The 21,417-nt window shown below is 61.9% G+C and carries 20 protein-coding genes; 6 read left to right on the forward strand and 14 right to left on the reverse strand.

Annotated features, from left to right (window positions below; genetic code table 11):
• The first annotated feature begins 16 nt into the window (after positions 1-16).
• Both E4O92_RS08465 and E4O92_RS08470 read left to right on the forward strand, forming a co-directional pair.
• The gene (locus tag E4O92_RS08465) at positions 17-688 is read left to right on the forward strand and encodes a heavy metal response regulator transcription factor (RefSeq protein ID WP_135189328.1); all 672 of its coding nucleotides are present in this window, start codon (positions 17-19) and stop codon (positions 686-688) included.
• The gene (locus E4O92_RS08470) at positions 685-2,076 is read left to right on the forward strand and encodes a heavy metal sensor histidine kinase (protein WP_135189329.1); all 1,392 of its coding nucleotides are present in this window, start codon (positions 685-687) and stop codon (positions 2,074-2,076) included. Before E4O92_RS08465 ends, E4O92_RS08470 begins: the two co-directional genes overlap by 4 nt.
• A 91-nt stretch (positions 2,077-2,167) precedes the next feature.
• Here E4O92_RS08470 and E4O92_RS25445 read toward each other — a convergent pair whose 3' ends face one another.
• The 5 genes from E4O92_RS25445 to guaB all read right to left on the reverse strand — a co-directional run bounded on the left by E4O92_RS25445 (position 2,168) and on the right by guaB (position 8,999).
• Positions 2,168-2,827: an ankyrin repeat domain-containing protein gene (locus E4O92_RS25445; RefSeq protein ID WP_135189330.1), complete on the reverse strand. Its 660-nt coding sequence runs from the start codon at positions 2,825-2,827 to the stop codon at positions 2,168-2,170.
• 1,764 nt (positions 2,828-4,591) lie between these two features.
• Entirely contained in the window at positions 4,592-5,137 is a 546-nt protein-coding gene (locus E4O92_RS08480) for a superinfection exclusion B family protein (RefSeq protein ID WP_229483176.1), read from the reverse strand.
• Positions 5,138-5,422: 285 nt separating this feature from the next.
• Positions 5,423-5,626: a retroviral-like aspartic protease family protein gene (locus E4O92_RS25450; protein ID WP_135189397.1), complete on the reverse strand. Its 204-nt coding sequence runs from the start codon at positions 5,624-5,626 to the stop codon at positions 5,423-5,425.
• 166 nt (positions 5,627-5,792) lie between these two features.
• Positions 5,793-7,403: a glutamine-hydrolyzing GMP synthase gene (guaA, locus tag E4O92_RS08490; RefSeq protein WP_135189332.1), complete on the reverse strand. Its 1,611-nt coding sequence runs from the start codon at positions 7,401-7,403 to the stop codon at positions 5,793-5,795.
• A 135-nt stretch (positions 7,404-7,538) separates the two neighbouring features.
• Positions 7,539-8,999, reverse strand: a complete 1,461-nt coding sequence (gene guaB, locus E4O92_RS08495) for an IMP dehydrogenase (RefSeq protein WP_135189333.1) — start codon at positions 8,997-8,999, stop codon at positions 7,539-7,541.
• A 150-nt stretch (positions 9,000-9,149) separates the two neighbouring features.
• Between guaB and E4O92_RS08500 the strand changes: the two genes are divergently transcribed.
• The gene (locus tag E4O92_RS08500; protein WP_135189334.1) at positions 9,150-9,653 is read left to right on the forward strand and encodes a DUF4124 domain-containing protein; all 504 of its coding nucleotides are present in this window, start codon (positions 9,150-9,152) and stop codon (positions 9,651-9,653) included.
• Here the strand turns inward: E4O92_RS08500 and E4O92_RS08505 are convergent.
• Entirely contained in the window at positions 9,650-9,949 is a 300-nt protein-coding gene (locus tag E4O92_RS08505) for an RnfH family protein (protein ID WP_135189335.1), read from the reverse strand. The two genes, E4O92_RS08500 and E4O92_RS08505, sit on opposite strands and share 4 nt — an antisense overlap.
• Positions 9,942-10,373, reverse strand: coding sequence for a type II toxin-antitoxin system RatA family toxin (locus E4O92_RS08510; protein ID WP_135189336.1), 432 nt, complete (start codon positions 10,371-10,373; stop codon positions 9,942-9,944). The genes E4O92_RS08505 and E4O92_RS08510 overlap by 8 nt, the downstream gene beginning before the upstream one ends.
• Before the next feature lie 121 nt (positions 10,374-10,494).
• On the opposite strand from E4O92_RS08510, the gene smpB reads away from it, so the two are divergent.
• On the forward strand, positions 10,495-10,944 hold the full coding sequence (gene smpB, locus E4O92_RS08515) for an SsrA-binding protein SmpB (protein ID WP_135189337.1): 450 nt from the start codon (positions 10,495-10,497) through the stop codon (positions 10,942-10,944).
• 166 nt (positions 10,945-11,110) lie between these two features.
• Here smpB and E4O92_RS08520 read toward each other — a convergent pair whose 3' ends face one another.
• Positions 11,111-12,307 carry a multidrug effflux MFS transporter gene (locus tag E4O92_RS08520; RefSeq protein ID WP_135189338.1) on the reverse strand — a complete coding sequence of 399 codons (1,197 nt, stop codon included), beginning with the start codon at positions 12,305-12,307 and terminating at the stop codon, positions 11,111-11,113.
• A 176-nt stretch (positions 12,308-12,483) separates the two neighbouring features.
• Between E4O92_RS08520 and E4O92_RS08525 the strand changes: the two genes are divergently transcribed.
• Positions 12,484-13,599, forward strand: coding sequence for a TIGR03118 family protein (locus tag E4O92_RS08525; protein WP_135189339.1), 1,116 nt, complete (start codon positions 12,484-12,486; stop codon positions 13,597-13,599).
• A 13-nt stretch (positions 13,600-13,612) separates the two neighbouring features.
• Here E4O92_RS08525 and lepB read toward each other — a convergent pair whose 3' ends face one another.
• From lepB to ppsA, 5 genes are all read right to left on the reverse strand, one after another.
• Positions 13,613-14,278 (reverse strand): signal peptidase I, encoded by a 666-nt coding sequence (gene lepB, locus E4O92_RS08530; RefSeq protein WP_135189340.1) that lies wholly within the window; start codon positions 14,276-14,278, stop codon positions 13,613-13,615.
• A 59-nt stretch (positions 14,279-14,337) separates the two neighbouring features.
• On the reverse strand, positions 14,338-14,700 hold the full coding sequence (locus E4O92_RS08535) for a hypothetical protein (protein ID WP_135189341.1): 363 nt from the start codon (positions 14,698-14,700) through the stop codon (positions 14,338-14,340).
• 46 nt (positions 14,701-14,746) lie between these two features.
• Positions 14,747-15,667 (reverse strand): SPFH domain-containing protein, encoded by a 921-nt coding sequence (locus E4O92_RS08540; protein WP_135189342.1) that lies wholly within the window; start codon positions 15,665-15,667, stop codon positions 14,747-14,749.
• Between the two features lie 31 nt (positions 15,668-15,698).
• Complete coding sequence (locus E4O92_RS08545) at positions 15,699-16,118, reverse strand: NfeD family protein (protein ID WP_135189343.1); 420 nt, start codon at positions 16,116-16,118, stop codon at positions 15,699-15,701.
• 476 nt (positions 16,119-16,594) lie between these two features.
• The gene (ppsA, locus tag E4O92_RS08550; protein ID WP_267873784.1) at positions 16,595-19,042 is read right to left on the reverse strand and encodes a phosphoenolpyruvate synthase; all 2,448 of its coding nucleotides are present in this window, start codon (positions 19,040-19,042) and stop codon (positions 16,595-16,597) included.
• 176 nt (positions 19,043-19,218) lie between these two features.
• On the opposite strand from ppsA, the gene ppsR reads away from it, so the two are divergent.
• The gene (ppsR, locus tag E4O92_RS08555; RefSeq protein WP_135189344.1) at positions 19,219-20,067 is read left to right on the forward strand and encodes a posphoenolpyruvate synthetase regulatory kinase/phosphorylase PpsR; all 849 of its coding nucleotides are present in this window, start codon (positions 19,219-19,221) and stop codon (positions 20,065-20,067) included.
• 148 nt (positions 20,068-20,215) lie between these two features.
• On the opposite strand, the gene E4O92_RS08560 is transcribed toward ppsR, so the two are convergent.
• The gene (locus tag E4O92_RS08560) at positions 20,216-21,412 is read right to left on the reverse strand and encodes an EAL domain-containing response regulator (RefSeq protein ID WP_135189345.1); all 1,197 of its coding nucleotides are present in this window, start codon (positions 21,410-21,412) and stop codon (positions 20,216-20,218) included.
• Between the last annotated feature and the right edge of the window lie 5 nt (positions 21,413-21,417).

Here is a 21,417-nt window from a genome sequence, read left to right on the forward strand (position 1 = left end):
CCTGAACGGAGCCCCCATGCGTTTGCTGATTGTCGAAGACGAGCCCAAGACCGGCGCCTACCTGCGCAAGGGCCTGAACGAATCGGGATTTGTCGCCGATCTGGCGGCCACCGGTCTCGACGGACTCGACATGGCGCTCGAACTCGACTACGAACTGGTCGTGCTCGACGTCATGCTCCCCGGCATGGACGGCTGGACCTTGCTACGCCAGCTGCGCGCCAGCAAGGACACGCCGGTGTTGCTGCTCACCGCCCGCGACGAGGTCAGCGACCGCGTCAAGGGCCTCGAGCTCGGGGCCGACGACTATCTGGTCAAGCCTTTCGATTTTTCCGAGCTGGTCGCACGCATCAAGACCATCATGCGGCGCGGCAAAGCACGCAATGTCGACACCGTGCAGCTGGCCGATCTCGAAATCGACGTCTTTAAGCGCAAGGTGACCCGCGCCGGCCGGCGCATCGAGCTAACCGCCAAGGAATTCGCCCTGCTCCATCTGCTCGCCAAGCGCCCCGGCGAGGTGCACTCGCGCGCGATGATTGCCTCCCAGCTGTGGGACATGAACTTCGATTCGGACACCAATGTCGTCGACGTCGCCATCCGCCGCCTGCGCGCCAAGATCGACGATCCATTTGAGAAAAAGCTCGTGCACACTATGCGCGGCATGGGCTACCTGATGGAAGAACGAGATTGAACCGGCTCGCTTCCTCCACTTCGATCACCCTGCGCCTGACCCTGCTGTTCGCGGTGGTGGCGGCGCTGACGTTTGCATCGGTCGGCGCCTACCTCTACGGCGCGCTGGCCGGGAGCATGGCCCACAACGACGACCTCGAAATCCTTACCCGGGTGCGTCTGATGCGCCAGTTCCTGTCGACTGCGCCGTCGGCCGAGGCGCTGCACACGGCGCCCCATCCGCTGATCGACGCCGTCTTCTTGAACGAAGGCTGCGTACTACGTGTCGCCGGGCTCGATGGCCGGCTGCTGCTGCAAACCTCGGTCCCCTCGCATCCGCTGCCGGCAATGGCGCCGATATCGGTCGCCATCGCGCCGAAGGTAACCGATCTCGTGGACTGGGGCGTAGGCCGCTCGGTGCAGGTTGAGGCCAGACTTGGCGACGGCACGCCGGTAATTGCGACCATCGCCCGCGAGCGTTCGGACCGCGCCGCCATGCTGCAGCGTTACACGCGCAACCTCACCGCCGCCATCGCCGCCGGCGCCCTGCTGGTCGCCTTCCTTGGCTACCTCGCCGTGCGCCACGCCATCGGTTCGCTGCGGGCGGTCATCGGCAAGGCCAACGACATCAGCACCCACTGCCTGCAAACCCGGTTGGCCATCGACAGCATGCCCAGCGAAGTGCGCGAACTGAGCGCCGCCTTCAACGGCATGCTCGACCGCCTGGAAGACGGCGTGCAGCGCCTTTCCGGCTTTGCCGCCGACCTGGCGCACGACCTACGCACGCCGATCAACACCCTGATGGTGCAGACCCAGGTGGCCCTGTCGCGCCCGCGCCAGCCCGAGGATTACCGGGCGCTGCTCGCGTCGTCCATCGAAGAATACCAGCGCTTGGCGCGCATGATAGAGAACACGCTGTTTCTCGCCCGCGCCGACAACGCGCAGCTGGCCGTGCACCGCGAGATGCTGGACGCCGAAGCGGAGCTGCAGCGCATTCGCGACTACTTCGAGGGCGTGGCCGAGGAAGCCGGCATCATTCTCGATGTCAGCGCCAAGAATGTGCGCGTACACGCCGATCCTATCCTGTTTCGCCGCGCCGTCAACAACCTGGTATCGAATGCCATCCGCTACACGCCGCGCGGCGGCGTCGTGCACCTGAGTGCGGGCCAGCCGGGCGGCGGCGTCGAAGTCGTCGTCGAGAACACCGGGCCGGGCATCGCCGTCGAACACATGCCATACATCTTCGACCGCTACTACCGCGGCGACCCGGCGCGCTCGGCCGCTGGCCATTCGGTGGGTCTGGGTCTGTCGATCGTCCAGGCCATCATGAGGCTGCACAGCGGCGAAATCGACGCCGACAGCACGCCGGGCGTACGCACGCGCTTCTGCATGCGTTTCGGTACTGCCTGAAAAATACATCCCATACTTAGCGGTGACATAGCCAAAAATAATGGCTCCGAGAGATGAGAACTGCCTCTTGCGCCTCGGCTCGCGCGAGGTATTAGGCGTCCTCGCGGCAGCACCTACCGGCCATAAGTGTTGAACGCAGGTTGTAGGTAGCTGATGAGCTGCTTTTCCAATGGGCCACGCTCATTGCGTTCGTGCCACCGTATCCAGATACCGGAGTCCGTATGACCGAATGCACGATACCTCTGCTGAAGTTCGATGAGGAGCAGCACCTTGCCGGGGTGACGTAACGAAGTGGATAGACGCTGCCCTCCCGATCGTGGGGACAACAACAAAATCTCGTTGGGATCGGCGAGGTAGCTTTGGAGTCGCTCGTGAAGTGTCTTGGCCTTCCCAACATACAACACTCCAGTGTTGCGTTCGAGCGGCCCATCGTAGTTTGTGAATACTCCTGAAGATCAGCGCCGCGCGCCGCGAACCAAGCAAACAACTCCTTGTATCCGAGTTGAGCTACCTCGAAAACAACGGGAGTTCCAAACTTGTTCTTCGTATCTATGTCCGCCCCTTTTGCATGAAGCCACGCGACTGCCTCCATGTCATTCTCCAAAGCGAGGAAATGAAGCACCGTCTCGCCGAGTGAGTCGGCTAGATGGACTAGCGCTGGGGTCTCTGCGAGAAGCTTTTCCGCAACTTCGAACTCGCCGGCGTAGAGCACATCTCGGAACTGGTACCAAATTTGGGGCGTCTCGCTCATAAAGCGCCTAACGTAGAGCTAAGCGGCTGCCGCCAGCAAACTAAATCCGTTTCGAACGACCTGTTAGCGTTCATGCCGCAACGCGCGCACTCTTGAACCATGCGCTCGCGTTCCCGGTGAACAAGGGAACCAGGGCGGACACTTGCACGAGCATAGGGATTACATCAAGCGGGTCACTTGGGCGCGGAGGAGCAACGAGAATGCCGAAGACCAATAGCAGTGGGTAAACCCACCGGGCCGAGTTGCGGCCGCTTGAGATCCCGACGATGAAGTATCCATGAATTGCCACCCCGATAACCGAGAGCCAAAGGAGCTTCGCTAGGCTCACTCCATATGAATCAAATAGCGCGAAGCGAACGATGATGCCGAACGCGAGGACGGCCCAGAGAACGTGGACCGAAAATCGCACGCGCTTTGGGGCGTCGAATGGAGGAAGGAGCTTCATAGTTTGAGCTCAAACGTTGCGATTAACCGGCGCGCTTTAGCGCGTCCGGGTTGAATGGTTTGTTAGGGCCTCCAATTGGCAGGAGGAAGCAACTTGCACAAAGGACGAGCAGTACTAGGACGCAGATAACTGATGCCGCATGCAATGCCACGGAGCCAAGACAGTAAGCAGCCAATAGCGCCGCTACCAACGCGGCGCACAGAGCCATTCGAATCCGAACTAGGCGTTTCAGCGGGAGGACGGCCGCCGTAGCGAGGCAAACAGCGAGGAAAAAGACCGGGGAATAGATTTCAAAGAACAATGGCCAAGCTATGACACCGAGAATGCCGAGATTTGAAGCCCAAAAGAATGGCGCAGCCCCCGCCAAAGCGGCAGCAAGTAAGAACAGCATTCTCAGGGCAAAGACTTTCAAGATCATTCCCTAACGTGAAATAGGCACCCAAATGGGTGTGCTTGTTTCCGACAAAAGCCTGCTATCCGATCATGGCGCAGCGCCCATTCCTCACTATTATCAAATACTTACATCCACTTTAGCACGCCCTAATAGCTCCCTGCAACCGGATAGCGCCCGCTGGTTGGGACCTTCGTAAGCGGGCCAGGTACCGAACCTCTCACGCTGGAGTAGTTCATTTGAGGGCGGACGTAAGGCACCCGGTGTTTTCATTTGCCACGCGCGGCGGCTTCGCTGTCGGGTTTGGCTGGAAACGCTGCTGCTTTCATTGCCCGCCAGCGCCCGCCGCCCGCTAGCTGGCCGCCGATACCGCAGCGCGTCCGCTTCACTGCGGCGAGCTGATCAGCCTCGCGCAGCTAGTGGCCTCTCCGGTACCTGGCCGCAGGTCAGGTGCGCCGCCAACGTCCCCAACGCGAACGAACTGATCACTGGCGCCGGGGCTTGCTGTCAGGGACAGAAGCCCGAATGGGCGAGACCGCAGGCCAGAGCCGTCCCGGTTTTCGCGGCCGCGTGCTCGCGAAAATGCCCCTGCCCTTGCCCTTGCTTCTTACGCTGGTGTTTTTTTCAGAGGGTTGTCTCGGATGCCCGGGCGAGCCGTACCAACTGCCACTTCCCACGCCGCTGCATTGTCGGCGGCGCGCGAGCCGATTTACCAAAGACGCCAGGCGGCAAGTCGAACGTCGCCGCCGGTAGCAAGCTGCCTTGGGCGAACCAGCGCGTTCCGTCAAGCGCATGAGAATCATCGCAGCGCCACCAGCCGCTTGCAGGGCACGTCCGGCCTGTGCTCAGATAACAGGCCCGGAAAATAACAGTAGCGCGGCACGGCTACTGACCGGTGCTCGCGCTTCCGCGCGAGGTTTTCCCGGTACTATAGCGCCATCCAGTCATGCTGGCCACGCGCAACCTCCTCGGCTCCGTCGAGAAATTCAGGGCGCGCCAAAAGAGCTTCGCGAGCCCAAGGCTGGAGGTTGTAAGGGAAACCACGGATCGCGTGCCCAAGATTCGATGCGCGATACAGAATGCCCTTCCTTTGAAGGCCGCCGACGACTCCGTCCTCAATGGGAAACGTGACCGATGCGCGTTCGTCTCGAATGTAGGGTATCAATCGTCCCTTCTCGTCAGGCGTCAGGCTTGCTAGCCACTTCGTACGTTGCTTATCGAGCGACCGAGCAGCCTGCCACCCTCTAAGGCTATCCGTAAGATATTTGACGGCATGGGCCAACAAGTACGCACACGAAAGCGTGAAGGTGCCGCCGACCCACGGTCGATACTCGCTCACCAGCTCGGTCATTCCGGCCGGGCCAAGAATTGACACCGGTGCGAAAATTAGAAAGCCACTGCCAAACGCCAATGCGAGAAGCGGCTTTACTGCTATTTCACCGAACGCCTTTATGCCTTCCTGGATTTCATTCACTACACCCACATGAACTCCCTTCAATTATCGACGATAGAGGGGCCAAATGTGCGCGCACTACGAGTCGAGCTTGCCCAAATATACAGCGCTGGTGACTTAGCTCTACGCGGTTGGCCGTTACACCGACCGTGCTCATGGTTTCCTCAATATGGTTTATACCGTTTCCCCAAGGAACGTCAACGTAGGTGCAATCCATAACCGGCGGCCGGGCCCTCTCAATGCCTCAGCCCCGTCGTGCGGGGCGTGATGTACTGCTAGGCTTTTCCTCGATGTTGAATTATGTCATCACGTCGCGGCGTTGGCCGCTGTCAGCGGGCCAACAATGGAGCTATTTGCCAGGGCGTCTGCGGAGCACCATGTAGTCCCGCGCGCTACTTCGTTCGTTATGGATACGGCAGTTGCGCCGGTGTCAATGAGGAATCGAACATGTACGCCATTGACCGCCCCGTTGGTCTCAAAATGACCAATTTCCCCTCGCTTGATACGCAGTGGTACAGCGCCACGACAGCACCATCATCGATACCATCAAACTTTGCTGCTTCATGTTGCCCGCAATTGCCGGTTCTTGCCGAACCGGGCATTAAAAAAGCCCCTGAAATCAGGGGCTTGGGTCACTTCAAATGCCTGAGATTGCCAGGCATTGCCGAGCTGCGAATCACTCCCACTCAATCGTCGCCGGCGGCTTCCCCGAGATGTCATACACCACACGGTTAATCCCGCGCACCTCGTTGATGATGCGGTTCGACACCTTCCCCAGCAGCGAATGCGGCAGGTGCGCCCAGTGCGCCGTCATGAAGTCCAGCGTCTGCACCGCGCGCAGCGCGACCACGTACTCATAGGTGCGGCCGTCGCCCATCACGCCCACCGACTTTACCGGCAGGAACACCGCGAACGCCTGGCTGGTCGCCTCGTACCAGTTCACCGGCGCCTTGCCGGGGTCGATGCCCGGCACCAGCGGCGCTTCGAACGGGGTCTTGCGCAGCTCTTCGATGAAGATCGCGTCGGCTTCGCGCAGCAGGTCGGCGAATTCCTTCTTGACTTCGCCCAGGATGCGCACGCCCAGGCCTGGACCCGGGAACGGATGGCGATACACCATGTCGTGCGGCAGGCCCAGCGCTACGCCCAGCTTGCGCACTTCATCCTTGAACAGTTCGCGCAGCGGTTCAAGCAGCTTGAGGTTCAACGTTTCCGGCAGACCGCCCACGTTGTGGTGGCTCTTGATGGTCTGCCCTTTCTTGCCCTTGCCGGCCGATTCGATCACGTCCGGGTAGATCGTGCCCTGCGCCAGCCACCTGGCGTTGGTCAGTTTCTTGGATTGTTCCTGGAATACCTCGACGAATTCGCGGCCGATGATCTTGCGCTTCTGCTCGGGATCGGTCACGCCGGCCAGATGGCCCATGAATTGCGCGGACGCGTCGATGTGCAGCACCTTCACGCCCAGGTTCTTGGCGAACATGTCCATGACCATCTTGCCTTCGTCCTTGCGCAGCAGGCCGTGGTCGACGAACACGCAGGTCAGCTGGTCGCCGATCGCGCGGTGGATCAGGGCCGCCGCCACGCTCGAATCGACGCCGCCGGACAGGCCGAGGATCACCTCGTCGCCGCCGACCTGCTCGCGGATCTTGGCAACGGCTTCGCCGATGTAGTCGGGCATGTTCCAGTCCGACTTGCAGCCGCAGATCTCGTGCACGAAGCGGCCGATGATGGCTTCGCCCTGCGTCGTATGCGTCACTTCCGGGTGGAACTGCAGTGCGTAGAAACGGCGCTCCTCGTCGGCCATGGCGGCGATCGGGCAGCTTTCGGTGCTGCCCATCAGCTTGAAGCCCGGCGGCATGTCGAGGACCTTGTCGCCGTGGCTCATCCAGACCTTGAGCATGCCGTGGCCTTCGCCGGTGACGAAGTCGTTGATGCCGTTCAGGAGCTTGGTATGGCCACGCGCGCGCACTTCGGCGTAACCGAATTCGCGCACCAGGCCATTTTCGACCTTGCCGCCCAGCTGAGCGGCCATCGTTTGCATGCCGTAGCAGATGCCCAGCACGGGCACGCCGATTTCAAACACGGCTTGCGGGGCGCGCGGCGAATCGCCTTCCAGCGTCGAGTTGTGGCTGCCGGACAGGATGATGCCGGCGGCGCCGTAATTGCGGACGAATTCGTCGCTGACGTCGTAGGGATACACTTCGGAGAAAACGCCGGCGTCGCGCACGCGGCGCGCGATCAGCTGGGTAACCTGGGATCCGAAGTCGAGAATGAGAATTTTCGAGTGCATGTAATGCGAGAAAAGTGGCTAAATCGGTGACACGTAGGGTGTATGCGAGCGATTGCGGTGCGATTGCGTCCGCGTGCGCACTGGTGCGCACCCTACGAAAAAAACGCGGCCGGAATGGGGCCGCGTTTGTTCAATTTATTCCGAACGGTAGTTCGGCGCTTCCTTGGTAATCTGCACGTCGTGTACGTGCGATTCGCGCATGCCGGCCGACGTGATTTCGACGAACTCGGCTTTCTCGCGCAGTTCTTCGATGGTCTTGCAACCGCAGTAGCCCAGCGACTGGCGCACGCCACCGACCAGTTGGTAGACGATCGCCAGCACGCTGCCCTTGTAGGCGACGCGGCCTTCGATGCCTTCCGGGACGAACTTCTCGGCCTTGGCCTGCGCGTCCTGGAAGTAGCGGTCGGCCGAGCCTTCGGCCATCGCGCCCAGGCTGCCCATGCCGCGGTACGATTTGTAGCTGCGGCCCTGGTACAGCACCACTTCGCCCGGCGCCTCTTCGGTACCGGCAAACATGCTGCCCATCATGACGGTATGCGCGCCCGCTGCCAGTGCCTTGGAGATGTCGCCCGAGTAGCGGATGCCGCCGTCGGCGATGCATGGCACGCCGGTGCCTTCCAGCGCCTGCGCCACATTCGAGATTGCGGTGATCTGCGGCACGCCCACGCCGGCCACGATCCGGGTGGTGCAGATCGAGCCCGGTCCGATGCCGACCTTGACCGCGTCCGCGCCATGCTCGACCAGCGCCTTGGCCGCGGCAGCGGTGGCGATATTGCCGCCGATAACGTCTACGTGCGGGTATTGTTCCTTGATCCACTTGACGCGGTTCAGGATGCCCTGCGAATGGCCGTGCGCGGTGTCCACCACCAGCACGTCCACGCCGGCCTGCACCAGCAGGTGGATGCGCTCTTCGTCGCGCTCGCCGACGCCCACCGCCGCGCCTACCAGCAGTTTGCCTTGCGAATCTTTCGATGCCAGCGGGTGCTCGTGCGACTTCAGGATGTCCTTGACCGTGATCAGGCCGCGCAGTTCGAAGTCGTCGTTGACGACCAGCACGCGCTCAAGGCGGTGCTTGTTCATCAGGCGCTTCGCCTCAGCCGTGTCCGCGTCTTCCTTCACGTACACCAGCTCTTCGCGCGGGGTCATCTTGGCACGTGCTTCCGCGTCCAGGTCCTCTTCAAAACGCAGGTCGCGGTTGGTGATGATGCCCACCACTTGCTTTCCCTCCACCACCGGGAAGCCGCTGATTCCGTGCTGGGCAGCCAAGGCCAGCACTTCGCGGATTTTCATGGTCGGCGGAATCGTGATCGGGTCGCGCAGCACGCCGGCCTCGAAACGCTTGACGCGTGCCACTTCGCGCGCCTGGTCCTTCGGGCTCAGGTTCTTGTGCACGATACCGATACCGCCTTCCTGCGCCATTGCGATTGCCAGGCGTGCTTCGGTGACGGTGTCCATCGCCGCCGACAGCAGCGGAATATTGAGCGAGATATTTCGGGTCAGCTTGGTGCGGAGGGAGGTTTCGGCCGGAAGAACGTTGGAGTAGGCCGGGACGAGCAGCACGTCATCGAACGTGAGTGCTTTTTGGAGTAGACGCATAGCATTTTCCTATAGGCGCAAAAGCGAATTATACAGAAAGACGCTGCGCACGTCTCGACGCTGCCCGAAAAATTGCAGCCGAGCTTGCCTGAGATTGACAGCCTCGGCAATTCGTGGCGAAATCGGACGAGTTATCCGAGGAACCATCACATGAACCAGCTCGTCCGTTCGATTCCGCTGCGCCGGTTCGCCTGCGCCGCCCTGTTGCTGTATGCCGGCCTCGCGCAAGCGCAATACGTGTGGATTGATGCCAAGGGCGTCCGCCAGTATTCGGACCGTCCGCCGCCGCCAGGCACCCCGCGTGCGCAGATCCTGAAGGCGCCGAAGGGGCTGGCGCAGGAGCCCGACGCGCCGCCAGCTGCCCAGGCCCAGATTGACAAAAAGAAGGGGCCGCCCACGCTCGCGGAACGTGAGCAGGATTTCCGCAAACGCCAGCAGGCCCGTGCCGAAGAGGATACCAAGGCTGCCGAGGAAACCCAGCGCAAGCAGGCGCAGGCGGAAAACTGCGAGGCGGCGCGCCGGTACAAGGCTGCCCTCGAGTCCGGGGAACGGATGAGCACGACGACCGCCAGCGGCGAGCGCGGCTTCCTCACCGACGCGGAGCGCACACTGCGTCTGGCCAAGACCATCCGCGTGCTCGCGGATTGCCGCTAAGCCTGGCGCGCGGCGTCCTTTTTGGCGGCGCGCTTGCGGCGCGAATCCTTGGGATCGGCCACCAGCGGCCGGTAGATCTCGATGCGGTCGCGCTCGCGCAGCACCGTCTCGAGCGTTTTCTTCTTGGCGTAGATGCCAACCGGCTGGGTGACCAGGTTAATTTCAGGGAACTGGGCCAGCACACCGCTCTGCTCGATCGCCTGGCCGATGGTGGTGCCCTGCTCCACCCGCATCGGGCGGATGAATTCGCGCTGCGCGGTGGCGTAGCAGACGTAAACCTGAAGAGGCTCAGCCATATAAAGTCTCCGCACGCTTGCAGAACGAATCGACCATGTTATTGGCAATCATGCCGAACACCGGTCCGATCAGCTGTTCAAGGATGATGCTCGAAAATTCATAGTGCAGGTCGAACTCGATCTTGCACGCATCGGCGCGCAATGACTTGAAATTCCAGGTCCCTTCCAGCACCTTGAACGGCCCGTCGACCAGATGCATTTTCATCAGCTGCGGGCGCTGGTTGTGGTTCGAAGTCGTGAAGCTTTGCTTGACGCCGTGAAAATTGATCGAGAGGCAGGCCACCAGTTTGTCCTCGGACTGCTCGATCACCTTGACCCCGCCGCACCAGGGAAGAAACTTGGGATAGTCTTCGACTTTCGCCACCAGGTCGAACATCTGTTCGGCGCTGTAGCCGAGAAAAACTGATTTGTGTACTACTGCCATCGGTCAACCGTTTGTTATGATGTTGGGTGTGTTGCTTTTTTCGCTTCCAGAGGTTTGTCGAACAACCTGTTGGGAGCGGGAACAACAGTAGTTTAACCGACCCGCGGAATTTAGCGATTTCATGAGCATTGTTGATAATAAAAAAGCCTTTTTCGACTACTTCATCGAGGACCGATACGAAGCCGGCCTCGTGCTTGAAGGGTGGGAAGTGAAGGCGATCCGCGAGGGACGCGTACAGATCAAGGAAGCGTACGTTGTGGTTCGCAATGGCGAACTGTTCCTGTTCGGCGCGCACGTCAGCGCCTTGACCACCACCTCCTCCTTCAGCCACCCGGAAGCGCTGCGCACCCGCAAACTGCTGCTGCACAAGGCCGAGATCGACAAACTGGTCGGCAAGGTCGAGCGTTCGGGATACACCTTGGTGCCGCTGAACCTGCACTTCAAGGCCGGGCGCGTCAAATGTGAGGTCGGGCTGGCCAAGGGCAAGAAGCAGCACGACAAGCGCGACACCGAAAAAGACCGCGATGCCAAGCGCGAGGTGGAAAAGGCGATGAAGCAGCATCGGCGCTGAGGGCGAGGCGCGAAAAGCCCGTCCACGCATGCCGACTTGCGGCTGCCGCATCGATTACGCTACGTTCGCGAACCGCGTGCGCACAGGTGCGCACCCTACGCCTCCTGCTATTGTTAGGTTGATGCACGCTCTGTTTGAACGCGTCGGCGGGAGGACCCGCCCACCCTTAACCAACCACCGCCGAGGCAGCTTCCGAACGCGACCGCACGCTCATCCTCCAGCTCAGAAGGCTTAGCACCAGCCCCACAGCAAGCCCGCACGCCAGCTTGAATGCGCTGCCAAACAGCAGCGGCGCCACCAATCCCGACATCAGCGCGAACGCCATCATCTGCACGAACGACAGCATCGACGAGCCCAGTCCGCGGTTGTCCGGGAACAGCGCCAGTGCCATCACCTGCACCGCCGGCATCGCGACCGACAGCCCAAAGGTGTAGACGAACAGTGGCAGCACCGCCCACGGAAGCGCGGGCGCGAACAGGGCCGTGTAGCCGACGTTCAGCGCCGCCGCCGCCCCCATGATCGCGTAACCGGTCCACTTGCTGCGCGCCGGCGTCCACTTCGCCGCATGGCGCCCACCCCAGGCCGCGCCGATCACCGAGCCCGAGATGAGCGGGATGAACAGCCAGCCGAACGCGGTCTCCGGCTGGTGCAAAATTTCCATCACGAAGTTGGCGGCCGAGCCGATGTACAGCGACAGGCCGCCGAACGCCAGGCCCACCGACAGCGCCAGCAGCAGGAACTGCGGGTGCCCCAGCACCTTGAGGTAGTTGCGTCCGATGGCGACCGGATGGAAGGCATGGCGCTTTTCAGGCGGCAGGCTCTCGGGCAGCAGGTGCCACGCGAGCGCGATCATGGCGGCGCCAAACAGCGCCAGGAACAGGAAGACCGAACGCCAGCCGAAGCTCACATACAGCCAGCCGCCGAGCACCGGGGCGACCGCCGGCGCCAGCCCGAACACCATCATGATGTGGGACATCATCTTCTGCGCCTGCGCCCCGGCAAAGCGATCCTGCACGATAGCCTGGCCGATCACCATGCCGGCGCCCGCCGACATGCCCTGCAGCGCGCGCAGCGCCAGCAGGGCGCCAAAGCTTGGCGCGCAGGCGGCGCCAAGCGAGGTCAGGGTGTAGACCGACATCGCGGCCAGGATGACGGGCCGGCGCCCGAACGAATCGGACAGCGTGCCGTAGAACAGCATCATGAACGCGAACGCGAACAGGAACACGCTCAGCGTCTGCTGCACCGCGACCGGGCCGACCGCAAACGCGCGGCCGATCGCGGGCATCGAGGGCAGGTAGGCATCGATCGCGAGCGCGCCCACCATACCGAGACAGGCCAGGACAACAGTCAGCAATCGGTGCATCAGTACTACTCCAGAAAATAAATGTCGGCGCCGTAATCCGTGCGCCAGGGAACGGGATTGTACCGGCTTTCCAGAACGGATGAGTACGCCTGTTTAGGCAGCCTCAACACGAGCCGCGAGGGCGCGCGCAAGATGAGTCGCACCGACCTGCACATCAACCTTTAGGGGACTTGCAAATGAACACCTTGAACAAGCGCCTGGCCACCGCGCTGGGCACGCTCCTCATCGCGGCGCTCGCCACCGGATGCGTCACCCCGCCACGTGAGGGCATCTATCGCCAGCGCAATCTCGTGACCGACACCCCGACCATTCCCGCCGAACACATCGACCCCAACCTGGTCAACTCCTGGGGTGTCGCCTTCAATCCGTTCGGCCCCGCGTGGGTGGCAGACAATGGCACGGGCGTGGCCACCCTGTACAACGGCAACGGGGTGCCGCAGCCGCTGGTGGTGACGATCCCTGGCCCCTCGCCGGATGTGCCGGGCACGCCGACCGGTGTCGTGTTCTATGGCGGACCCGGCTTTATCGTCACCCAAAACATATTTTCAGGCCCAGCCCGCTTCATCTTTGCCGCCGAGGACGGCGGCATTTCTGCCTGGGCACCGAATGTCAACACTACCAGCGCGATCCGCGTGTTCAGCAGCACCGACGGCGCCGTCTACAAGGGCATTGCGCTCAGCGCAAATGGCACCGAGCCGCTGCTGTACGCTGCCGACTTCCATAACAACCGGATCGATGTGTTCGACACCAACTTCCACCTGGTCACCCTGCCCCCTAAGCGCTTTCACGACCCGCGCCTGCCGAAAGGCTTCGCCCCGTTCGGAATCCAGGCGATTAATGGCGACATCTACGTGAGCTACGCCAAGCAGGACGAAGCCCGCCATGACGATGTGCCCGGCCTGGGCAACGGTTTCGTCAACGTGTTCGATCCGGAAGGACGCCTGCTGCGCCGGCTGATCTCGCGCGGCGAGCTCAATTCGCCGTGGGGAATGGCGCTCGCTCCAGCCAGCTTCGGAGAATTCGGCAGCCGTTTGCTGGTCGGCAATTTCGGCAATGGCAGGATCCATGCCTACGAGCTCGAAAGCGGCAAGTTTGTAGGAACGCTGCGCGGTGTGGACCGCAGGCCGATTTTTATCGACGGGCTGTGGGCTCTGCAGTTCGGCAACGGCGTGGAGAGCCAGCCGACCAATACCCTGTTCTTCGCCTCAGGCCCCGATGGTGAAATGCACGGGCTGTATGGGCGGCTGGACCCGGTGGGCCGTGACGACGGCAACGTCGTCATCACCAAGTAGTGACTGCCGCGCGTCAGTGGAGCTTCATCCCGAAGCGCTCGGTGCGCGGCATCCAGTTGCCCTGGTAGTCGGCCGATACGAGCACGCGTACGGCGCGGCCGATCAGGAGATTGCGCGGCACCAGGCCAATAAAACGCGAGTCGGCGCTGTTGTCGCGGTTATCGCCCAGCATGAGGAACTGGTCGGCAGGGATGGTGACGGGACCGAAATTGCGCGCTGCGTCGATCTGCGGGACCACCTGGATGTCGTGCACGCGTCCGCCCAGCGTCTCGGACAGGCGCAGCGCCGGCGCCAGCTGCCCGGCGATCGGCTCGAGAGTATGGCCCAGCAGCGCGTAACTGGCGCCGCGTCCGTTGATGAACAGGCGCTCGTTGCGCATCTCGACCACATCGCCCGGCAAAGCGACCACGCGTTTGATCAGGCGCGTGCCGTCGCGCGGCGAGGCAAAGGTGACCACGTCGCCGCGCTGCGGGTCGCCCAGGCGCGCCAGCACCACGTCAGTCAGCGGCAGCTTGAGGTCGAACGCAAGCCGGTTGACGAACACCACGTCTCCCTCCAGCAGGTTCGGGTGCATCGATCCGGACGGGATCGGATTCCAGTCCGCCACGGCGGTCCGGAAGATGCCGAACAACAGGAGGAACGCGACAAAGCCTTTGTTCGCACGCAGCCAGCTTTTCATGACGGATTCCCTGATGAGTTGTAATAACAGCGTTATACCCGCCGAATCTTTAACGATGCTTAAACCGCATGCCTGCCCAACAATACGCCGACCGCGGACGCCAGTAACATGAGAAAGGCAAAACCCGCACATTTGAAAATTGCGCGCAACTTCTCGCCGCGCTGGCGGCTACGTACCAGGTAGTACGGCACCGCGAACGGCATCAATCCCACTATGCAGACATTGAGCCAGCGCGAGCGTATGTAGTGACGCGCATCGCTGTCGTAGCGATACCAGGCGAAACCGAGGAAGTTAAGGGCCAGCTCCAGTGACAAGTTCCAGCCAAGCGACTGCGGCAGGCCGCTTGCGCGATAAGCCGCGTCCAGCCCGCTGAAAAAGCCGATCATCACCAGCATGATGATCAGGACGCGTTTGGAGGTCATGGGAATTCCCGTTTGGCGCTTCCTCGTAGGTTACTGGTTTGCGCCCTTACTTTTGCGCCTTCACGATTTGCAGCGCGCTGGCAATCAGGCCGCTCATGTCGCCCAGATCGGCCGGCACGATGATCGAGTTGTTGGTCTTGGCGAGGCCACCGAAAGCATCGACGTAACGCTCGGCAACGCGCAGGTTCACCGCGTCCATGCCGCCCGGCGCATGGACCGCCTCGCCCACCTGACGCAAAGCGCTGGCACTGGCCTCGGCCAATGCCACGATCGCCGCGGCTTCGCCCTGCGCGCGGTTGATCGCGGCCTGCTTTTCGCCTTCCGAACGGGCGACGGCCGCCGCGCGGTCACCCTCTGCGATGTTGATCTGCTCCTGGCGGCGGCCCTCGGACGCGGCAATGCGTGCGCGCTTTTCCCGTTCGGCGGTGATCTGGGCCTGCATCGCATGCAGGATTTCGGCCGGCGGCGTCAGATCCTTGATCTCGTAGCGCAGTACCTTGACGCCCCAGTTGGCAGCCGATTCGTCGATCGCGTTGACGATCGTGGTGTTGATGTGCTCGCGCTCCTCGAATGTCTTGTCGAGCTCCATTTTGCCGATCACGGAACGCAGCGTGGTCTGCGCCAATTGGGTGATGGCCTGGATGTAGTTGGACGAGCCATACGATGCGCGCATCGCGTCGGTGACCTGGAAATACAGGATGCCGTCAACCTGCAGTTGGGTGTTGTCCTTGGTGATGCAGACCTGGGGCGGCACGTCGAGTGGAATCTCCTTCAGGACGTGCTTGTAGGCGATGCGGTCAACAAATGGAATCACAATGTTCAGGCCAGGCGCCAGCGTCGCGTGGTATTTGCCAAGCCGCTCGACCACCCAGGCATGCTGCTGCGGTACCACGTTGACCGTCTTGATTACGAAGACCAGCGCGAGAATAAAGATAACCAGTGCGACCGAACCGAAAGTCATGTGCATCCTTTATTTGTCAGTGAGTTTTTGGTGAAGCTTACGAATCCGAGACGATCAGGCGGCTGCCCTGGATCTCGACGATCTTGAAGTCGCCCGGGTGCGGCGCTGCGCCTTGGCCTAATTCGACGTCCCACATGGCGCCACGGTATTTGACGCGCGCCTTGCCCTGCTCCCAGACCGGCACCGTGATGTGCTGGCCGATGTCGAGATTGACATTGCGGTCGCGCGCCGGATTGGTCCTGGGCCTGGCGATCCGGCTGCGGTGCAGCATTCCGGTGGCAAGCACGCCGACGGCGCCTGCCACGATCGCCTGCAGCGACATGCTGGCTCCCAGCAGCGCGGCGAGCGCCCCGAAAGCCAACCCGATGGCGATCATCAGCAAGTAAAACGTCCCGGTGAACAATTCCAGAATCAGCAGCAGGCCGGCCGCGGCGAGCCAACTTAACCAAATCGACATCTCGTCCTCCATACGTCGGTCAATTGCAAAAATCCCGCAGCCATTGGCGCCAGTGCGACGCGCCGGGCGACAAAAAGCCCCCGCATCCCTTTTAGGGCTGACGAGGGCTTATGGTTGCGCTGGTCACAGTTAGAATGCTTATTTACCAATCAATTCAATATTCATAGTCTAACTGGTTTTAGCGATTAGTCAACACGTGCGAATTCAAGCTTTATACGGCCTTTAAATCGACAATATCAAACAATGCTGGATTGCCAATACGACAATTAATCTGGCAATAACCTATTGGCGCGCAGCGAATTGCTGAGCTTTAATTATTTCCCTTTTGTTGGCCCTGAATCGGAAATAAAAAACCCTCGTCGAACGCATCGACGAGGGTTTTATATTGTGGGGCGTAACGGGAATCGCCAGGCACGTCGTCCCCGCGCAGGCGGGGACGACGATTTTGGGACTGCGTGCGCTGGCGCACCCAGCGATTACATCGCGGCCAGCTTCTGCCAGGTTTCGATCACCGAGTCAGGATTGAGGGACATCGACTCGATACCCTGCTCCATCAACCACGCGGCAAAGTCCGGATTGTCCGACGGCCCCTGGCCGCAGATGCCGATGTACTTGCCCTGGGCGCGGCAGGCCTTGATCGCCATCGACAGCAGCGCCTTGACCGCCGGGTCGCGCTCGTCGAAGTCCTTGGCCAGGAGCGCCATGCCGGAGTCGCGGTCCAGGCCCAGGGTCAGCTGGGTCAGGTCGTTGGAGCCGATCGAGAAGCCGTCGAAGTGCTGCAGGAACTGCTCCGCCAGGATGGCGTTGGACGGCACCTCGCACATCATGATCAGGCGCAGGCCGTTCTCGCCGCGCTTCAGGCCATTTTTGGCCAGCAGCTCGACCACCTGCTCGGCCTGGCCGAGGGTGCGCACGAACGGCACCATCAGCTCGACGTTGGTCAGGCCCATTTCGTTACGCACGCGCTTCATGGCGGCGCACTCCATCTCGAACGATTCCGCGAAGTCCGGGGCCAGGTAGCGCGCCGCGCCGCGGAAGCCCAGCATCGGGTTTTCCTCGTCCGGCTCGTAGCGCGAACCGCCGATCAGCTTCTTGTACTCGTTCGACTTGAAGTCCGACAGGCGCACGATCACCGGCTTGGGGAAGAAAGCGGCCGCGATGGTCGCGACGCCTTCGGCCAGCTTGTCGACGTAGAAGGCACGCGGCGAAGCGTGGCCGCGCGCGACCGACTCCACCGCTTTCTTCAGGTCCGGGTCGATGTTCGGATATTCGAGGATCGCCTTCGGGTGCACACCGATGTTGTTGTTGATGATGAACTCAAGGCGCGCCAGGCCGACGCCGCCGTTGGGCACCGCCTGGAAGTCGAACGCCAGCTGCGGGTTGCCGACGTTGAGCATGATCTTGGTCTTGAGCGGGGGCAGATCGCCGCGCGAGACTTCGGTCACTTCGGTCTCAAGCAGGCCGTCGTAGATCTTGCCCTCGTCGCCTTCGGCGCAGGACACGGTGACGAACGTGCCATCCTTGAGCGTCTCGGTCGCGTCGCCGCAGCCGACCACCGCCGGCACGCCCAGCTCGCGCGCGATGATCGCCGCGTGGCAGGTACGCCCGCCGCGGTTGGTGACGATCGCCGATGCGCGCTTCATCACCGGTTCCCAGTTCGGGTCGGTCATGTCCGCCACCAGCACGTCGCCCGGCTGCACCCGCTCCATCTCGGACGGGTCGTGGATCACGCGTACCGGACCGGCACCGATCTTCTGGCCGATCGCGCGGCCGGAAGTGAGCACCGTGCCGCTGCCCTTGAGCGAAAAGCGCTGCTGGGCGTCGGTCGCCTTCTGCTGCGACTTCACCGTCTCGGGACGCGCCTGCAGGATGTACAGCTTGCCGTCGCGGCCGTCCTTGCCCCACTCGATGTCCATCGGGCGGCCGTAGTGCTTCTCGATGATGACCGCATACCGGGCCAGCTCCACCACTTCCTCGTCCAGCAGCGAATAGCGGTTGCGCATCTCGATCGGCACGTCCACCGTCTTGACCGAGCGGCCGGCCTTGGCCTCGCTGGTGAACTCCATCTTGATCAGCTTGGAACCGAGGTTCCTGCGGATCACCGGGCGCTTGCCCTGCTCGAGCATCGGCTTGTGGACGTAGTACTCGTCCGGGTTGACCGCGCCCTGCACCACCGTTTCGCCCAGGCCGTAGCTGGAGGTGATGAACACCACGTCCTTGAAGCCGGACTCGGTATCGATCGTGAACATCACGCCCGACGCGCCCAGGTCCGAACGCACCATGCGCTGCACACCGGCCGACAGCGCCACTTCCGAGTGGGTGAAGCCCTTGTGCACACGGTACGAGATCGCGCGGTCGTTGTACAGCGACGCGAACACGTGCTTCATGGCCTCGAGCACGTTGTCGATGCCGACCACGTTAAGGAAGGTCTCCTGCTGGCCGGCGAACGAGGCATCGGGCAGGTCTTCGGCAGTGGCCGACGAACGCACCGCGAACGACACCTCGGTCGAGGAGCCGGCCACCAGGCGATCGTAGAAGGCATGGATCTCGGCCTCCAGGCGCGGCTGGAACGGCGTGTCGATGATCCAGCCACGGATCTCGGCGCCGGCCGCGGCCAGCGCGCGCACGTCGTCCACGTCCAGGCTGGAGAGGCGCGCGGCGATGCGCGCGGCCAGTGACGGACCGCCGTCGACGCTGTGGTCGAGGAAGTCGCGGAAGGCCAGTGCCGTGGTGGCAAAGCCGCCCGGCACGCGCACCCCGGCTTCCGCGAGCTGACTGATCATCTCGCCGAGCGAGGCGTTCTTGCCGCCGACCGTTTCAACATCGGTCATGCGCAAGTCCTCGAACGAGGCGACGTAGACGCCTGTGCCGCCGGCGGCGCCCGCGATGGGCTCCGTCAGCGCTGCATTGGACAAGTTAGTCATGGTAATAACACCTTTTTGATGATGGAAATCTTTGCATCAGGCTGGAGGGCTGTTTTCTTGTTATGCTTGGCGCCGCAGCAGAATCTGTAACCGTTCAGAGCATTTTACCGCTTGCCGCTGGGATTTACAGCGCACAATCTCACATCTCTTCAGCAAAGCATGAGCTACACGAAACCATGAGCATTGAAACCCGACCCTCTCCCCTCCCCGCCGCACGTACCGTTTTCTTTGTGTCCGACGGGACAGGTATAACGGCGGAATCGTTCGGTCACGCGGTGCTGAGCCAGTTCGAAATGCGTTTCCGCCAGATCCGCCTGCCGTTCATCGACAGCATCGACAAGGCGCGCGACGCGGCGCGGCGGATCAACGAAACCTATGCGATCGACAACCAGCGGCCGATCGTTTTTTCGACGCTGGTGAAAAACGACCTGTCGGCCGTGATTCGGGCCGCGAATGGCATGCACATGGACCTGTTCCAGACTTTCGTCGCGCCGCTGGAACTGGAACTGGGAATGAAGTCGACGCACACCGTGGGGCGGATCCACAACGTGGTCGACAGCGAGGAATACAAGAACCGCATCGAGGCGATCAACTTCTCGCTGGCGCACGACGACGGGCAATCGCACAAGAACCTGGCGGAAGCGGACGTGATCCTGGTGGGTGTGTCGCGTTCGGGCAAGACGCCGACCAGCCTGTACCTGGCGATGCAGTACGGCATCAAGGCAGCCAACTACCCGCTGATCCCGGACGACTTCGAGCGCAGCAAGCTGCCGTCGTCACTGCCGCCGTTCAAGCACAAGCTGTTCGGGCTGACGATTTCGCCGGAGCGGCTGTCCGAGATCCGCAACGAACGCCGCGCGGGCAGCAAGTACGCCTCGCTGGAGAACTGCCGCTACGAGGTCAACGAGGCGGAGATCCTGATGAAGCGCGAAGGCATCCGCTGGCTGTCGTCGACCACCAAATCCATCGAAGAAATCGCCACGACAATACTGCAGGAAATCAAACCCGATCGGCGTGAATATTGATCCCCTGAAAATGGGGTCAGAGTCGAATTTCCGAGCAATTTGCAATATTTCCCATTAATTCGACTCTGACCCCACTTCTTAAATAGGGTCAGAGTCGAATTAATCGGAAATTGTTAAATGTTCCGAATAATTCTACTCTGACCCTCATTTAGAAGAAATGGCGCCAGTCTTCGAGCCAGCCGGGGAAGTCTTCGGCGGCCATCGGGTTGGCGATGTGGTAGCCCTGCGCGTAGGTGCAGCCCAGGCCTTGCAGGAAGTCCCAGTCCTGGCGCGTTTCCACGCCAACCGCGACCGACATGCGGTCCAGGCTGTGCGCGAGGCCCAGGCAAGAACGCAGCACGGTGCTCAAGGGGCGCTTGCGCGATGCGCCGTCGACAAAACTGCGGTCGATCTTAAGTTCGGAGAACGGAATCCGGGCGAGCAGCTGCAAGTTCGATCGGCCGGTGCCGTAGTCGTCGATCGCCAGGCCAAAGCCCATCATCCGCAGCCGGACCAGGCGTTCGATGAAGTTGGGGTCGCTGTTTAATACCGATGATTCGGGCATTTCGAACGTCAGGTAGTCGGGCATGACCCGGTGCCGTCCGATGCAGGCCGTGATCTGGCGCACGAAATTGGGGTGCGTGATCGTTTCGGGCGCGACGTTGATCGAGATGGAGATCGGGATGCCCTGGTCGTGGAACCAGCGGCAGCGCTCGACCGACATTTCGATCATGCTCCAGTCGAGGAAGTCGATGCGGTTGTTCTCTTCCAGCGCGCCGATGAAGGCCGATGGGCCCAGCACGCCGTGCTCGGGGTGGCGCCAGCGTGCGAAGATCTCCAGTCCTTTTACCTGCCCGCTGGCCAGTTCAATCTTGGGCTGGAAGAAGGGTTCGAACTGGCGCTTTTGCAGGCCGGTGCCCACTTGGGAGAAGGTGAAGGTAGGCTCGATCGGCCGCGCGTGCGGGCGCGCGGCTGGAACGTAGTTGTCGAGCAGCGCCTTGAGTTTGGGCTCGGTCACCGGCTTGACGATGGTGCCGAGCAGGTCGATGCCGAACGCCTGCGCCAGCGTCTCCACCGCGAACATCAGGTTGGGGTGCTGGGCGCCGACCACGATCAGGCGCGCGCCGGTCTCGAGAACGGCCAGATTGCGAATCAGCTCGAGACCGTCCATGCCGGGCAACTCGAGGTTCACGATCGCCACGTCCACCCCGGGCGTCACCCCAGCCTGGCACGCGCGCAGCGCCATGTGGCCGTCCGGGACCTCGGTGACGCGCCGTGCGCCGAGCGCGCCCAGCAGGTCCAAGAGCGCCGTGCGCTGGGGGTTGTCAGCTTCCGCTACCAAAAAGTGCAAATGACCGATGTCCATCTCTG

The sequence above is a fragment of the Massilia horti genome (assembly GCF_004614195.1).
Taxonomy (GTDB): Bacteria; Pseudomonadota; Gammaproteobacteria; order Burkholderiales; family Burkholderiaceae_D; genus Telluria; species Telluria horti.

What these genes read in the sequence shown, in the direction of transcription:
- E4O92_RS08510 (WP_135189336.1), bottom strand. Translation starts at nt 10,373, where the DNA reads ATGGCAGTAGTACACAAATCAGTTTTTCTCGGCTACAGCGCCGAACAG.
- E4O92_RS08560 (WP_135189345.1), bottom strand. Translation starts at nt 21,412, where the DNA reads ATGGACATCGGTCATTTGCACTTTTTGGTAGCGGAAGCTGACAACCCC.
- E4O92_RS08500 (WP_135189334.1), top strand. Translation starts at nt 9,150, where the DNA reads ATGAACCAGCTCGTCCGTTCGATTCCGCTGCGCCGGTTCGCCTGCGCC.
- guaA (WP_135189332.1), bottom strand. Translation starts at nt 7,403, where the DNA reads ATGCACTCGAAAATTCTCATTCTCGACTTCGGATCCCAGGTTACCCAG.
- ppsA (WP_267873784.1), bottom strand. Translation starts at nt 19,042, where the DNA reads ATGACTAACTTGTCCAATGCAGCGCTGACGGAGCCCATCGCGGGCGCC.
- E4O92_RS08535 (WP_135189341.1), bottom strand. Translation starts at nt 14,700, where the DNA reads ATGACCTCCAAACGCGTCCTGATCATCATGCTGGTGATGATCGGCTTT.
- lepB (WP_135189340.1), bottom strand. Translation starts at nt 14,278, where the DNA reads ATGAAAAGCTGGCTGCGTGCGAACAAAGGCTTTGTCGCGTTCCTCCTG.
- E4O92_RS08465 (WP_135189328.1), top strand. Translation starts at nt 17, where the DNA reads ATGCGTTTGCTGATTGTCGAAGACGAGCCCAAGACCGGCGCCTACCTG.
- guaB (WP_135189333.1), bottom strand. Translation starts at nt 8,999, where the DNA reads ATGCGTCTACTCCAAAAAGCACTCACGTTCGATGACGTGCTGCTCGTC.
- smpB (WP_135189337.1), top strand. Translation starts at nt 10,495, where the DNA reads ATGAGCATTGTTGATAATAAAAAAGCCTTTTTCGACTACTTCATCGAG.
- ppsR (WP_135189344.1), top strand. Translation starts at nt 19,219, where the DNA reads ATGAGCATTGAAACCCGACCCTCTCCCCTCCCCGCCGCACGTACCGTT.
- E4O92_RS08520 (WP_135189338.1), bottom strand. Translation starts at nt 12,307, where the DNA reads ATGCACCGATTGCTGACTGTTGTCCTGGCCTGTCTCGGTATGGTGGGC.
- E4O92_RS08545 (WP_135189343.1), bottom strand. Translation starts at nt 16,118, where the DNA reads ATGTCGATTTGGTTAAGTTGGCTCGCCGCGGCCGGCCTGCTGCTGATT.
- E4O92_RS08525 (WP_135189339.1), top strand. Translation starts at nt 12,484, where the DNA reads ATGAACACCTTGAACAAGCGCCTGGCCACCGCGCTGGGCACGCTCCTC.
- E4O92_RS08540 (WP_135189342.1), bottom strand. Translation starts at nt 15,667, where the DNA reads ATGCACATGACTTTCGGTTCGGTCGCACTGGTTATCTTTATTCTCGCG.
- E4O92_RS25445 (WP_135189330.1), bottom strand. Translation starts at nt 2,827, where the DNA reads ATGAGCGAGACGCCCCAAATTTGGTACCAGTTCCGAGATGTGCTCTAC.
- E4O92_RS08505 (WP_135189335.1), bottom strand. Translation starts at nt 9,949, where the DNA reads ATGGCTGAGCCTCTTCAGGTTTACGTCTGCTACGCCACCGCGCAGCGC.